General features: G+C 69.2%; 13 protein-coding genes and 1 pseudogene. 2 read left to right on the forward strand and 12 right to left on the reverse strand.

Annotated features, from left to right (window positions below):
• Positions 1–73 precede the first annotated feature (73 nt).
• Positions 74–1,979 (forward strand): annotated as a pseudogene (locus EIK80_RS21760) (ATP-binding protein).
• Between the two features lie 132 nt (positions 1,980–2,111).
• Positions 2,112–2,453 (forward strand): hypothetical protein, encoded by a 342-nt coding sequence (locus EIK80_RS21765; protein ID WP_125159111.1) that lies wholly within the window; start codon positions 2,112–2,114, stop codon positions 2,451–2,453.
• Here EIK80_RS21765 and EIK80_RS21770 read toward each other — a convergent pair.
• The 12 genes from EIK80_RS21770 to EIK80_RS21825 all read right to left on the reverse strand — a co-directional run bounded on the left by EIK80_RS21770 (position 2,450) and on the right by EIK80_RS21825 (position 13,679).
• The gene (locus tag EIK80_RS21770; protein ID WP_125159112.1) at positions 2,450–3,274 is read right to left on the reverse strand and encodes a PhzF family phenazine biosynthesis protein; all 825 of its coding nucleotides are present in this window, start codon (positions 3,272–3,274) and stop codon (positions 2,450–2,452) included. The genes EIK80_RS21765 and EIK80_RS21770 overlap by 4 nt on opposite strands.
• A gap of 76 nt (positions 3,275–3,350) precedes the next feature.
• Complete coding sequence (locus EIK80_RS21775) at positions 3,351–3,935, reverse strand: nucleotidyltransferase family protein (RefSeq protein ID WP_125159113.1); 585 nt, start codon at positions 3,933–3,935, stop codon at positions 3,351–3,353.
• Positions 3,932–4,747, reverse strand: a complete 816-nt coding sequence (gene thiD, locus EIK80_RS21780; RefSeq protein WP_125159114.1) for a bifunctional hydroxymethylpyrimidine kinase/phosphomethylpyrimidine kinase — start codon at positions 4,745–4,747, stop codon at positions 3,932–3,934. Before thiD ends, EIK80_RS21775 begins: the two co-directional genes overlap by 4 nt.
• 43 nt (positions 4,748–4,790) lie before the next feature.
• Positions 4,791–5,147, reverse strand: a complete 357-nt coding sequence (locus EIK80_RS21785; RefSeq protein ID WP_125159115.1) for a response regulator — start codon at positions 5,145–5,147, stop codon at positions 4,791–4,793.
• Positions 5,148–5,224: 77 nt separating this feature from the next.
• The gene (folP, locus tag EIK80_RS21790) at positions 5,225–6,034 is read right to left on the reverse strand and encodes a dihydropteroate synthase (RefSeq protein WP_125159116.1); all 810 of its coding nucleotides are present in this window, start codon (positions 6,032–6,034) and stop codon (positions 5,225–5,227) included.
• Between the two features lie 79 nt (positions 6,035–6,113).
• Positions 6,114–7,997 (reverse strand): ATP-dependent zinc metalloprotease FtsH, encoded by a 1,884-nt coding sequence (gene ftsH, locus EIK80_RS21795; protein WP_125159117.1) that lies wholly within the window; start codon positions 7,995–7,997, stop codon positions 6,114–6,116.
• Between the two features lie 78 nt (positions 7,998–8,075).
• Positions 8,076–9,293 (reverse strand): tRNA lysidine(34) synthetase TilS, encoded by a 1,218-nt coding sequence (gene tilS, locus EIK80_RS21800; protein WP_125159118.1) that lies wholly within the window; start codon positions 9,291–9,293, stop codon positions 8,076–8,078.
• Positions 9,284–10,168 carry a tol-pal system protein YbgF gene (gene ybgF / locus EIK80_RS21805; RefSeq protein ID WP_125159119.1) on the reverse strand — a complete coding sequence of 295 codons (885 nt, stop codon included), beginning with the start codon at positions 10,166–10,168 and terminating at the stop codon, positions 9,284–9,286. The genes tilS and ybgF overlap by 10 nt, the downstream gene beginning before the upstream one ends.
• Before the next feature lie 78 nt (positions 10,169–10,246).
• Positions 10,247–10,813 (reverse strand): peptidoglycan-associated lipoprotein Pal, encoded by a 567-nt coding sequence (gene pal, locus EIK80_RS21810; protein WP_125159219.1) that lies wholly within the window; start codon positions 10,811–10,813, stop codon positions 10,247–10,249.
• Positions 10,814–11,006: 193 nt separating this feature from the next.
• Complete coding sequence (tolB, locus tag EIK80_RS21815; RefSeq protein ID WP_125159120.1) at positions 11,007–12,305, reverse strand: Tol-Pal system beta propeller repeat protein TolB; 1,299 nt, start codon at positions 12,303–12,305, stop codon at positions 11,007–11,009.
• Between the two features lie 29 nt (positions 12,306–12,334).
• A complete protein-coding gene (locus EIK80_RS21820; RefSeq protein WP_125159121.1) occupies positions 12,335–13,150 on the reverse strand; it encodes an energy transducer TonB in 816 nt (271 codons plus the stop codon).
• A gap of 7 nt (positions 13,151–13,157) precedes the next feature.
• Positions 13,158–13,679, reverse strand: a complete 522-nt coding sequence (locus EIK80_RS21825) for a biopolymer transporter ExbD (RefSeq protein ID WP_125159122.1) — start codon at positions 13,677–13,679, stop codon at positions 13,158–13,160.
• Positions 13,680–13,681: the final 2 nt, after the last annotated feature.

Here is a 13,681-nt window from a genome sequence, read left to right on the forward strand (position 1 = left end):
GCTACTAGCCCCGGCCCTGGCTCGCGTTGGAAGCGAACCGTTAGGAACCTTGCGGCACACTGTCGCTACGTTGATGAATACCTGGACGTGGGATGAGCAGCATCCGCAATCATAGCGGGTACACACACGCACCGTTGCAAGCGCGCATCGCCGGCGTGGCCCTGGCCACGACCGTGCTGGCGCTGGTGGCGGCATGCCTGTGTTTCATGCTGCAGCAGTGGAGCGTCGCGCGACAGGAAGCCCGCGCCAATCACGAGATCCTGGCCCAGATGGCCGCCGCCGGCGCCGCCGCGCCGCTGGCCGATCACAATATGGTCGGCGTCTATCGCGCCCTGGAAGCCGTCGCCAAGGCCCCCAGCGTGGCGGGCGTGCGCATCACCGACGCCAAGGGGCGCGTCGTCGCCCAACTGGGCGCGGCCAATCCGGCCGACACCGACACCTTGACCCGCCCCATCAAACTCGCCTCGCAGGATGTCGGCACGCTGGTGCTGCTGGCCGAGCATCCGGGCCTGGGTCAGACCCTGGCCCGCGACCTGGCCCTGACCGGCGCCCTGTTCTTCGGCGCGGCCGGTTTGGCGATTCTCCTGGCCAACAGCCTGGCGCGCCGCCTGGCGCGGCCGATGGAGCGCCTGTCGGAAGCCATGCACGAAACCGCCGTCGGGGGTCGCTTCAAGGCCGTCGAGCAGACTGCCGACGACGATGTCTTCCAGAGCCTGACCGACAGCTTCAACCATCTGGTCAGCCGCCTCGAGGCCAACGACCACGACCTGCGCGGCGCCATGGCCGAGCTGGTCAGGGCGCGCGACGACGCCAACGCCGCCAACGTCCTGAAGTCGCACTTCCTGGCCAATATGAGCCACGAGATCCGTACGCCGCTCAACGGCGTTCTGGCCATGGCCGAGCTGATGGCCATGGACAAGATGAGCGACACCCAGCGCGAACGCCTGAAGGTGATCCGCGAATCGGGCGCGGTGCTGCTGGGCGTGCTGAACGACGTGCTGGACCTCTCCAAGATCGAGGCGGGGCGCCTGGAGATCACGGACCGCCCGTTCGATATCGCCCAACTGGCCCAGTCGATCCGCGAAACCTACGCGCCCCAGGCCCGCGACAAGGGCCTGGCCTTCGAGGTCGCCGTCGCGCCCGAGGCTCAAGGACTGTGGCGCGGCGACGCCGACCGCCTGCGCCAGATCCTGGGCAACCTGATCGCCAACGCCCTGAAGTTCACCCTGGAAGGCGCGGTCGCCGTCAGGTTCGCCTCGGCCGAGGACGGCTCGGGCCTGCGGATCGACGTGGCCGACACCGGTATCGGCATCTCGCCCGAGATTCTGCCGCGCCTGTTCGACAAGTTCGTCCAGGCCGACAGCTCGACCACTCGCCGTTTCGGCGGCTCTGGCCTGGGCCTGGCCATCTGCCGCGAGCTGGCGGTGCTGATGGACGGCTCGATCAAGGTCCAGAGCCGCGAGGGCCGCGGCTCGACCTTCACCGTCCTGGTCGCTCTGCCCCGCGAGGAGGCCATCACCGACGTCCACTATATCGACGACGATCACGTCCCCGCGCCGGACGCCGCGCCAGCCGAGACGGCCCGCCTGCGCGTACTGGCGGCCGATGACAATCCGACCAACCAGAAGGTCGTCGCCGCCGTCCTGACCCCGCTGAACGCCGAAGTGACCCTGGTCGCCGACGGCCAGGCCTGCGTCGAGGCCTGGCGAACCGGCGCCTTCGACATCGTGCTGATGGACATCCACATGCCCGTCATGGACGGCGTTGAGGCCGCCCGGGTCATCCGCGCCCTGGAAGCCGAACAGGGCCGCGCGCGCACCCCGATCATCGCCGTCACCGCCAACGCCCTGGCCCACCAGGTCGAGGACTATCTGGCCGCCGGCATGGACGGCCACGTGGCCAAGCCGATCGAGGTCACCAAGCTCTATGACGCGATCGAAGCGGCCATGACCGCCGCCCGCCCGGCCCAGGCGGCTTAGGTCGATCCCTCGACACAAGATGAACGGAACATAACGAGCGGCTCAGAACCGCTTCAGGCTCCGCGTGTTTCTCTTAGCTCAACGTCGCTTCCCCCGGAGTGACGGGACAAGTTTCAGAGAGGAACCGAACCAATGAAAAAGATCCTGATCTCGATCGCCGCGGTCTCGGCCCTGTCGGCCGCCGCCATTCCCGCCATCGCCTCGGCCCAGCCGATCAACGACCGCCAGGCTCAGCTCGATCGCCGCATCGACATCGGCGTGCGCAACGGCTCGCTGACCCGCGGCGAGGCCTATCGCCTGCGCGCCGAACTGCGCGAGACCGAGCGCCTCGAGCACCGGTATCGTCGCGGCGGCCTGAGCGGCTGGGAACGCGCCGATCTGGATCGCCGCTTCGACCGCATCAGCGCCCAGATCCGCTACGAGCGTCACGACCGTGACTACGGCTATGGCTACGGCCACGGCCCCCGTCGCTAAGAGTTAGGCTCCACCCGGAGCTGGCTTTCCAAGACCGTGAAGCCGCGGCCGCGCAACAGAACGCGCGCGCCGCGGCTTTCGCATTCCAGGTCCCCGCCCCGGCCCGGATAGGCCTGGTGGAACTTCAGCGGACTGGCGCCCAGCTTGCCCTCGTAGAGCGGCGTCAGGATGCAGTGAGCCGAGCCCGTGGTCGGGTCCTCCGGGATGCCAAAGCCCGGCGCGAAGAACCGGCTGACCACGGCGTAGGGCCTGCCAGGATCGGCGGACGCCACGACCACGACCTGGCCGGGGCCGCCCCTCGCCTCGCCCGCGATCGTCTTGATCAGCCCCAGGTCGGGCTTGAGGCCTCGAACCGTCGCCTCGCTGTCCATCACCGCGACCAGATAGGCCCCGGCCCAGACCTCGACAGGCTCCGCGCCCAGAGCCTCGGCCAGTCCGGCCGGGACCTCGGTCCTGCGCGGCGGATCGGCCGGGAAATCCATCTCCAGCCCCTCGCCCGTCCGCCTGACCGTCAAGGCCCCCGAAAGGGTGTCGAAGGTCAGCAATGGAACGTCGACGGAGAGTTCCTCGAACAGGGCGTACGCCGCGGCCAGGGTGGCGTGACCGCACAGCGGGGCCTCCAGGGCCGGCGTGAACCAACGCAGGCCGTAGCGGGCCGGGTTGGCGGTCTTCAGCAGATAGGCCGTCTCGGCCTGGTTGTTCTCGGCCGCCAGGGCCTGCATCCAGTCGGCCGAGGGCCAGGTCTCGAACGGCTCGACCACGCAGGCCGGGTTGCCCTTGAACGGTCCGGTGGCGAAGGCGTCGATGGTCCACTGGCGCATAGCGATCTCCCAAGCTGGACATCGCTGTTATGCGCGGAGAACGCAGGCGGCAAAGGCTTTATTGTCCTCGTGACAATCAGCCTTCGACGGTGATCTCCGGCCAGCGCGCCTTGGCCGAACCCGTCGTGCGCTCCCAGCCGCCCGCGCCCTTCACCCTGAGCGGATTGGGCCGCAGGCGCATGGCGAAGAGGTCGTCCAGACCGAACGGAGCCCAGACGCTCAGGGAGTCGTCACGCTCCAGCCGCACGCCGACGCAAAAGGCGGTGGCCACGAAGCGCTTCAGGGCCGCGGCGCTGTCCTCCAGCGGCGGATAGGGCTCGTCGGCGCCGAACTTCTTCTCGAACCAGAGATGAACCCTCGCCTGGTTACGGACCTCGACCAGGTCACGCAGCGGCGGCTCGAAGGCGGCGGCGACGCGCTGGATGACCACGTCCTCGGCCTCGTAGCTGGTGTCGCTGTCGTCGTGATAGGCGACGTCGTAATCCTTGATGCCGTAGGCGAGATCGCGGCCTGTCAGGGCGTTCCAGACCGGCTGATAGATCGCGCCGGAGAAGATCATCCAGTCGGGCAGATCGAGCTCCCGGACGGTGCGCAGCACCTCCCAGGTGGTGGGCGTGGCGCGGACGATCTCGCGCAGGCGGTCTTCCAGCGTGTCGGTCATCGGCGCAGCGTCCAGCCGTGGTCGAGGGGTCCGTGGCCGGCGCCGAAACCGGGCGCGCGCAGCATGGCCTCGTGGACATAGTTCCAGGCCCGGGCGACGGCCTCGTTCAGCGACAGCCCCTGGGCCAGGCCCGTGGCGCAGGCGCTTGCCAAGGTGCAGCCGGTGCCGTGGGTGTGACGGGTCTCGATCCGCTCGCCCTCGAAGGTGGTCTCGCCCTCGGCGGTCATCAGCACGTCGACGACGCGCTCACCCGGCACGTGGCCGCCCTTCATCAGCACGGCCTTGGCGCCCAGGGTCAACAGCGCCTCGCCCGCCCGGCGCAGGTCGTCGGTGGTCTCGACCGACAGGCCCGTCAGGGCGGCGGCCTCGGGGGCGTTGGGGGTCAGCAGGGCCGCGCGCGGAATCATCAGGCTCTTCATCGCGCCGATGGCGGCCTCGGCCAGCAGCGGCGCGCCGCCCTTGGCGATCATCACGGGATCGACGACGACCGGGATCTGGCCCGCGTGATCGATCGCGGCGGCCACGGTCTCGACCACCCCGACGTCGCCCAGCATGCCGGTCTTGATCGCGTCGGCGCCGATGTCGTCCAGCACCGCCCGGGCCTGAGCGGCGATGACCTCCAGGGGGATCGGGTGAACGCCGGTGACGCCCAGGGTGTTCTGCACCGTCACGGCGGTGATCGCGGTGGCCGCGTAGCCGCCCAAGGCGGTGACGGTCTTGATGTCGGCCTGGATCCCCGCGCCGCCGCCGGAATCCGATCCGGCGATGACGAGGACCCGGCCCCGGAAGACTATGGGAGCAGCGTCTGACATCCCCGGTGTTTAGGCGGGAATCGGAAGGATGGGGAGAGGCCCGCTACGCGGCCTGCAATGCGTGCCGCCAAGCTCCCGCCAGCGCCAGCGGCAGGATCGGCTTCTGGACCACGAGGTCGTCGTTCTGCTCGGCCAGGGCCGTGGCGTGGCCAGTGACATAGACCACCGGGATCGGCCCCAGGTGGGCCATGATCATCTTCACCGCCTCGACCCCGGTGCCGTCGACGATGCGGTAATCGGCGGTGATCAGGTCCGGCTTACGGCGGAGGGCCTTGTCGAGCGCCTCCAGCGGGCTGTCGGCGATGTCGACCGTGGCGAAGCCCTGCGTCTTGAGCAGGTCCTCGATCTCCATGGCGATCAGGATCTCATCCTCGATGACCAGGGCGTGACGGGAGCGCATAGCCGCGAAACCTTCGATGAACCGTCCCCGGAATATTTAAGCGCGGTGATTCCCCGACCGGCAAGCGAGACCTGGCCTCAAGCGCCGGCGATCGCCGCCTGGACGTCCAGGGCCTGGACCGTCTCGCGCACGTCGTGGACCCGCACCGCCGCCACGCCGGCCGCCGCGCCGGCCAGGTGCGCGGCCAGGGAGCCGCCGAGGCGGTCCGTGGCCTCGCCCGCCGACGGATCGATCCCGGCGATGAAGCGCTTGCGGCTGGCTCCCAGCAGGATCGGATAGCCCAGGGCCACGAAGCGCGGCAGGGCGGCCAGCAGGGCCAGGTTGTGGGCCACGGTCTTGCCGAAGCCGATGCCGGGATCCAGCCAGATCTTTTCCTTGGCGACCCCCGCGGCCATGGCCGTGAAGGCCCGCGCCAACAGGAAGGCCTCGACCTCGGCGACCACGTCGTCATATCGCGGGTCGTTCTGCATGGTCCCCGGCTCGCCCAGCATGTGCATCAGCACGACCTCGCAGCCCAGTTCGGCGGCGACCTCGGGCGCCTCGGGCGACAGGCGCAGGGCGGCCACGTCGTTCCAGATGGTCGCCCCCGCCCTCATCGCCGCGCGCGCCACGCCGGGCTTCATGGTGTCGATCGAGATCGGGATGTCGCTGGCCTGGCGGATCGCCTCGATGATCGGGACCACGCGCAGGATCTCGTCGAACTCCGAGACCGGGGCCGCGCCCGGGCGCGTGCTCTCGCCGCCTATGTCGAGGATGTCGGCGCCCTGGGCGATCAGACGCCGCGCATGCTCGATCCCATCGGCGGCGCCGAGATACTTGCCGCCGTCGGAGAAGCTGTCGGGCGTGACGTTGACGATCCCCATGACGCGGGGGCGGGCCTGGTTCATGGCGCGGTTCTAGACCTCGCGCGGCCAAGAAAAAAGCCGGCCCTTTCGAGCCGGCTTTGATCGTCGAGGTTCGGTCCGCCTAGGCCGTGACGCTGGCGCCCGCGCCCGGGGACAGCGGCACCAGGGACGGCGCGCTGACCGTCTCCTTGTTGCTCTCGTCCTCGTCGCGCTTGGGGGTCTCACCCTTCATGACGCCGATGATCTCGTCGCCGCTCAAGGTCTCGAACTCCAGCAGGGCCTTGGCCACCGCGTGCAGGTGGTCCAGTTCCTCGGTGAGGATCCGGCGAGCCTCGTCCTCACCGCCCTTGACCAGGCGACGGACCTCGCTGTCGATCTTGACCATCGTCTCGGGCGAGACGTTCTGGGTGCGGGCGACCGAGTGACCCAGGAACACCTCGTCCTGGTTGTCGCCATAGGCCACCGTGCCCAGCTCGTCGGAGAAGCCCCAACGAGTGACCATGTTGCGGGCCAGGCTGGTGGCGGCGCTGATGTCGCTGGACGCGCCCGAGGTGATCTTCTCCTTGCCGAAGATCAGCTCCTCGGCGACCCGGCCCGCCATCATGATGGCCAGGCGCGAGGTCATCATGTCGTAGCTCATCGAGTAGCGGTCGCCCTCGGGAAGCTGCATGACCATGCCCAGGGCCCGGCCGCGCGGCACGATCGTGGCCTTGTGGACCGGATCGGCGACGGGGACGCGCAGGGCCACCAGGGCGTGGCCGCCCTCGTGATAGGCGGTCAGCTTCTTCTCGGCGTCGCTCATGGCCATCGAGCGGCGCTCGGCGCCCATCATGACCTTGTCCTTGGCGTGCTCGAAATCGTGCATGGTGACCATGCGACGGTTCTTGCGCGCGGCCGTCAGGGCGGCTTCGTTGACCAGGTTGGCCAGGTCCGCGCCCGAGAAGCCCGGGGTGCCGCGCGCCAGGGTCTTGACGTCGACATCGGCGGCCAGCGGCACGTTCTTCATGTGCACGCGGATGATCTTCTCGCGGCCGGCGACGTCCGGGTTCGGCACCACGACCTGGCGGTCGAAGCGACCCGGACGCAGCAGCGCCGGATCCAGCACGTCCGGACGGTTGGTGGCGGCGATCAGGATGATGCCTTCGTTGGCCTCGAAGCCGTCCATCTCGACCAGTAGCTGGTTGAGGGTCTGCTCGCGCTCGTCGTTGCCGCCGCCCAGGCCGGCGCCGCGATGGCGGCCGACGGCGTCGATTTCGTCGATGAAGATGATGCAGGGGGCGTTCTTCTTGGCCTGCTCGAACATGTCGCGCACGCGGCTGGCGCCGACGCCGACGAACATCTCGACGAAGTCGGAACCGGAAATGGTGAAGAACGGCACGCCCGCCTCACCCGCGACGGCGCGGGCGATCAGGGTCTTACCCGTACCGGGAGGACCGACCAGCAGCGCGCCCTTGGGGATCTTGCCGCCCAGGCGCTGGAACTTGGCCGGATCCTTCAGGAAGTCGACGACCTCCTGCAGCTCTTCCTTGGCCTCGTCGACGCCCGCGACATCCTCGAAGGTGATGCGGTTCTTGTTTTCGGTCAGCAGGCGGGCCTTGGACTTGCCGAAGCCCATGGCGCCCTTCGCCCCGCCCTGCATCTGGCGCATGAAGAACAGCCAGACGCCCACGACCAGCAGGATCGGCAGCAGCTGGACCACGATGGCCAGGAAGCTGATCGAGCCGCTCTTGAACTTCACGTCGGCGTTCTTGGCCACCATGCGGTTGACCAGTTCGTCGGAGTTCAGCGGCGCGTTGACCGTGAGCACCTTGCCGTCGGCCCCCTTGGCCATGACGGTCTGGCCGGCGATCTCGGCGGACTTGATCTTGCCCGCGTCGACGTCCTTGAGGAGCTGCGAATAGCTTATCTCGCCGCCGCCCTTCGTGCGGGCGTTCTGACTGACGACGAACACGCCCGCCAGCACCGCGACGATCACCAGCCAGATGGCCAGGTTCCGGAAATTCATACGCTTCGTCTTCCCAACGAATAGGTTCTTGACCTCCCAAGATAGGAGGTCACGCGCGCTTGCGCCATGGACGTGACATCAGGTCACGGATTCTTGGTCGATTAGGCCGATCGCGGCCTTGAAACGATCCAGAACGAGCGGACGCGCGCGCGCCCTTCCTTCGGCTGCAAGGTCCGGGCCGTCAAGCGCGGGGCAATACGGCGCCGCGCCAAGGGGTGCGATCAAAGGCAGGCCAGGACGGGCCGGCGTCGGGAGGGCGGACAGCGCGGCGCGCTGATCGGGCGAAAGATGGGAGGCTCCGCCCTTCAAGGCGCCGACGGTCAGCGCCTCGGTCCCGGCGGTGACGTCCCAGCGGCCGTCCCAGACGCGGGTCTGGCCCGGAGCGAGGTCCAGCGGGGCAAGGCCGCCGCGCGCGATCTCGCCGGCGTCGCGGCAGATCAGGATATCGCTCCCCGCCTCGACCCGCGCACCGGACAGGGTGGCGGCGAAGCCTTCGTCAGAGCGTAGACGCTCGACCAATCGCGCCAGCCGTTGGCCCCTCGGCGGCCTTTCCGTTCCGGCGGCGCACAGCAATGCGGCGGCCAGATGGGCGGCGGCGACGTCGCGCGGCAGGCGAATGGCTCCGGCGCGGTCGACGTGGAAGGCCGGCGGGCGGCGCGAAACGGCCTGGGCCGGCGCGACCTCGGCGACGCCCGACGCCCTGGCCCGCGCTCGGGCATAACGGAGATCCTCGTTGGCGGGATCATCCAGCCAGGTCTCGCCCTGCGCGGTAAGGGCCAGCCGGATCGCGTCGCGGGTCAGGCCCAGCAGCGGCCGCAGCAGGAAGACTCCCCGTCCCTCCGGCCAAACCGGCGACGGCGCCCATTCGCGGGGATCGGAGACGGTCGAACCCTCGGCCCGCATGGCCGCGCCCTCGGCCAGATCGCTGGCGGTGTGGCCCAGCAGCAGGACCTTGGCCCCGGCCTCGCGGGCGGCGGCGGCCAGCAGGGCGTGACGCGCGCGGCGGGCCGCGGCGGGCAATCCCGTCGAAGGCTTGTCGCCGGTCCAGGCGAGCGCTGTCGCCGACGCGCCCAGCGCCCGCGCCTTGGCGACGGCTTCGGCGGTCCAGCGGGCGCTGTCGGGCTGAAGCCGATGATCGACCACCAGCGCCACAACGGGCCGATCGTCGGCCCAATCCAGAACCGCCTTCAACAGGAAGAGAGAGTCGCCGCCGCCGGAAAATCCGACGGCGATCGGCGCGGTGGAGCGGCGATCGAGCCGCCTGTCGAGGGCGGCTCGGACCGTCTCTAGGCGCACTTGGCCGCGACGCGGGTCGAGGCCGCGCGCGAAGTGATCTGGGCCGAAGCCTTCGGGTAGCGCTTGGCCAGCTCGTCCAGCGTGCGGCAGGCCTCGGTGGTCTTTCTCAGGGCCACCATCGAACGAGCCAGCTTCAGCGTCGCGTCGGGCGCCCAGCTGGTCTGCGGCCAGCCGCGGATCGCGCCGATATAGGCGCCGGCGGCGTCCGTGTAGGCCTCGCGCACGAACAGGGTCTCGCCCTGCCAGTAGCGGGCTTCCGGTGCCTTGGCGCTGTCCGGATAGTTGTTCACATAGGCCGCGAAGGCCTGCTCGGCATTGGCGTAGTCGCCAGCCAGCAGCAGATCCTTGGCCTGCTTGAAGGCCACGGCCGGATCGGCCGGCGGGGCGGGCGGCGGCGGGGTCCCGCCGGCCAGCGCCATTCCTCCGGTTCCTTGGGCGCCGACCTGGGCCGCCGCGGCGGCCTGCATGTCGGCGATCGACTTCTCCAGCGCGGCCAGGCGCTGCTCCAGCAGATCGGCGCGCGCCTTCTGGTCGGCGGCGGCGCGATTGGCCTTGGTCAGCTCGAAATTGGCGGCCTCATTCTGGCCGTTCAGCCGGGTCAGGGTCTTCTCCAGATCGCTGACCCGGTCGTTCAGGGCGGCGATCTGGGCGTCGGTCTCGGCCGGCTGGACGACGACGGGCTTGCCGGTGTCGCGCCCCTGGAAGACGATCGACCGCAGCTCGCGCACCACCTTCTCCATGCGCTCGACGCGCTTGACCGAGCGATCGTCAAGCGGATCCTCGGCGGGCAGCGGAGTCTGGGCGACGGCCACGGCGGCGCCGATGGGGCAAGTGGTGGCCAACAGGACGGCGAGCAGAGCGGGTTTCAGCTTCATGACCGTGATCTACCGGTAGGGACTGGACAAAACTAGGGCGGCCTTGCGTTCGCAGGGCCGCCCCGTTGTAGCGCGATGTTAGCGGGCGCCGTCCGTGATGGCCGTGTGGCCGTTACGGTTCTTGGCCCAGGCCTCTTCGCTCGAGCCGGCGTCGATCGGGCGTTCCTTGCCGAACGAAATGGTCTCGATGCGGGCGGCGGCGACGCCTTGGCCGATCAGGAAGTCACGCACGGCGTTCGCGCGGCGGGCGCCGAGCGCCAGGTTGTACTCGCGGGTGCCGCGTTCGTCGGCGTTGCCTTCGATGCGGACGCGGACCTGCGGGTAGCGGTTCAGCCACTGAGCCTGGCCGGCCAGAACCGGCTGGGCGTCGGCGCGGACCGAATATTCGTCGGTGTCGAAATAGACGCGATCGCCGACATTGACGACGAAGTCCTGGACCGAGCCCGGCAGCACGCCGCTCGACACCGGCGGCTGCGGCGGCGGGGTGTAAGGATTGCTCGGCGCGGCCGGCGTCGGCTCTGGCGCCGGCGCGGCGGGCTGGGGCTTCGGACGCGAAGCGCAGGCGGCGAGCGAGGCGGCTGCCACGCCGACGAGCGCCAGTCTAATGGCGCGCTGGGTGTCGAAGCTCATCCAGTTTCTCCTCAGTCTACGAACTCTGGACCTGATCCATACCTGCGCAACGCTTGGAATGGACCCATGAAATGCCTGACCAAGCCTCACAATGATGTCAGATGCTCGTCGGACGATGATGATTCACTTCCGGCGCGAACAGTCCACGGGCCGGAACCTGCGCCTTGAACGCCTGTGCGGCGTTCAGGTTGCCCCATGGATGTGTCAATTAGTCGAGCAGCGGAGACCAAGCCGGATCCGAGCCCGAGCCTCCATAGGCCGCCGGCCGCAGGATCCGTCCGGTGATGTCCACCGTCCAGAGCTTGGGATTGCCGGCCGAGGCCTCGCGGAAGAACATCAGCACCCGGCCGTTCGGCGCCCAGGTCGGGCCCTCGTCCAGATAGCTGGTGGTCAGCAGGCGCTCATCGCTTCCGTCGGGGCGCATGACGCCGATATGGAACTCGCCGCCCGTCTGCTTGGTGAAGGCGATGAAGTCGCCGCGCGGGCTCCAGACCGGAGTGGTGTAGCGGCCGCCGCCATACGAAATGCGACGCACGCCCGAGCCGTCGGTATTCATCACATAAAGCTGGGCCTGGCCGCCGCGGTCGGAGTTGAAGGCGATCTTGGTTCCGTCCGGCGAGAATGACGGCGAGGTGTCGATGGCCGGGTCGGTGGTGATGCGGGTGGTGACGCGGCTGCGCAGGTCCATCAGATAGATGTCGCTATTGCCGGCCTTCTCGACCGAGAAGGCCACCTTGCTGCCGTCGGGCGAGAAGCGCGGGGCGAACACCATGCCCGGGAACTTGCCGACCGTTTCCTGGCGGCTGGTCTCGAGATTCAGCAGGTAGATCGACGAGCCGGTCGGCCGCAGGGCCATATAGGTCAGTTCCTGGCTGGTCGACGAGAAGCGCGGCGTCATCACGATGTACGAGCCGTCCGTCAGGTACTGCGGGTTGGCGCCGTCCTGGTCCATGATCGCCAGGCGCTTGACGCGCGCCAGCTTCGGACCGCTTTCGGCGACGAAGGCCACGCGGGTGTCGAAATAGCCCTTCTCGCCGGTCAGGCGCTCATAGACGGCGTCGCTGATCTTGTGGGCGACCCGGCGCCAGTTGTCGGGCGTCGAGCTGAACTGCAGGCCCAGCAGCTGCTGCTGGCTGAACACGTCCCACAGGCGGAAGTCGACGCGCAGGCCGCCGTCGGCGCCGACCGTGACCTGGCCGTTGATCAGGGCCTGGGCCCCGGTCGCCTGCCAGTCGGGGAAGCGCGGCTGAACGTTGACGTCCTGCAGCTTGTCCGGCACGCCCGTCACGTTCAGCGGCTGGAACAGACCCGAACGCTCGAGATTGCCGGTGATGACCTGGGCGATCTCGGCCCCGCGCGTCGTGCCGGAGAAGGCGGGAACCGCGATCGGCAGCGGCTTGACCGCGCCGGCGTTGATGTCGACCTCGATCTGCGCGGCGGCCGGCGTGACGAAGGCCGCGCCGCCCAACAGGACGGCGGCCATGAGCACCAGGGCTTTCAAGCGCATCGAGGTCTCCTTCTTGATCCTTCCCGGCATCAACGCGAACAGGCCTGTTTTGCGTTGAAGTTCAGGGCGATTTTCTGACCGTACAGGTCGGACGGCAGGTAGGCGAACGGCGAGGCGGCGAACAGCGCGCGGATGGCGCGGTCCGAAGCGGCCTTCACCACGGGATCGGGCGAGGACGTGCCCGGCGACTCCGGCTGACCGACGACCCGGCCGCCCGGTCCGATCACGAACACCACGCGGACATTGACGTTGGCGCCGCCTTCGACCTCGCAGTTGGGGTTCCAGCGGTCCTGGACCTCGCCCTGCAGGCGGCCCAGGGCCGCGGCCGAGAGGCCGGTGGCCGCGCCCATGGCCGGACGGGCCGAGACCGAGGTCTCCGCGCGCGCCGGCCCCTTGGGCGCGTTGGCCGTCGGCTTGCCGGTCGCCTTCTTGGACTTGGCGATCGAGGCCTCAAGCGAGGCAAAGAAGTCGGTGTCGGGCTTCTTCTGAGTCGGGGTCGGCTTGGCCGGCGTCGGAGTCGGCGCGGGCTTGGGCGTCGGAGTCGGCTTGGGCGGCGGAGCCGGCGCCGGGGTCGGGGTCGGCGCGGGCGTCGGGGCCGGCGGCTGCGGCGTGGCTTCCGGAACCGGATCCGGCGTCTGGGCCGTCTGCTCCTCCGGCGCTTCCTCGGCGGGTCGCACATTGGTCGGGCCGTTGGTGACGATGGTCACCGGCACGGACTCGCCGATAGTGATCGGCTTGGATTGCTTCCACGGCAGGCCGAACGCGATCAGCGCCGCCACGGCTCCGTGCAGCGCGATCGAGGCCAACAGGCCCGGAGAGATCTGGGGTTCGCGGCGAGCGCTCATGCCGATCCTACTGAGCCGGCCGCAGGTCGCCCGAGCCCTCCGGCTGAGCGTCCTTCGGGGCCGCGCCCGTGGAGGGACCGCCCGTCTCGGTGATCAGGTTGATCTTGCTGAAGCCCGCGTTCGACAGGCCCGCCATCACCTGGGCGACGACCGCATAGGTCGCTCCGCCGTCGGCGCGGACGAAGATTGGCTTGCTGTAGCCGCTGCCGGCGATGGCGGTCAGGCGCGGCGCCAGGTTCTGGAACGGGATTTCGGTCTCGCCGACGAAGATCTTGCCTTCGCGGTTGATCGACACCGTGATCGGCTCGTCCTGGTTCTGCAGGGCGGCGGCTTCGGTCTTGGGCAGCTCCAGCGGCACGCCGGCGGTCAGCAGCGGCGCGCTGATCATGAAGATGATCAGCAGCACCAGCATCACGTCGACCAGCGGGGTGACGTTGATCTCGGACAGGGCCCCGCGCGAGCGACGGCCGCGACGACGACGGCCCCGGCCGCCGCCGGTCGCGAAGGCGTCGTTGGACGACATCGCCATCG

This window comes from Caulobacter sp. 602-1, from assembly GCF_003931565.1.
Taxonomy (GTDB): domain Bacteria; phylum Pseudomonadota; class Alphaproteobacteria; order Caulobacterales; family Caulobacteraceae; genus Caulobacter.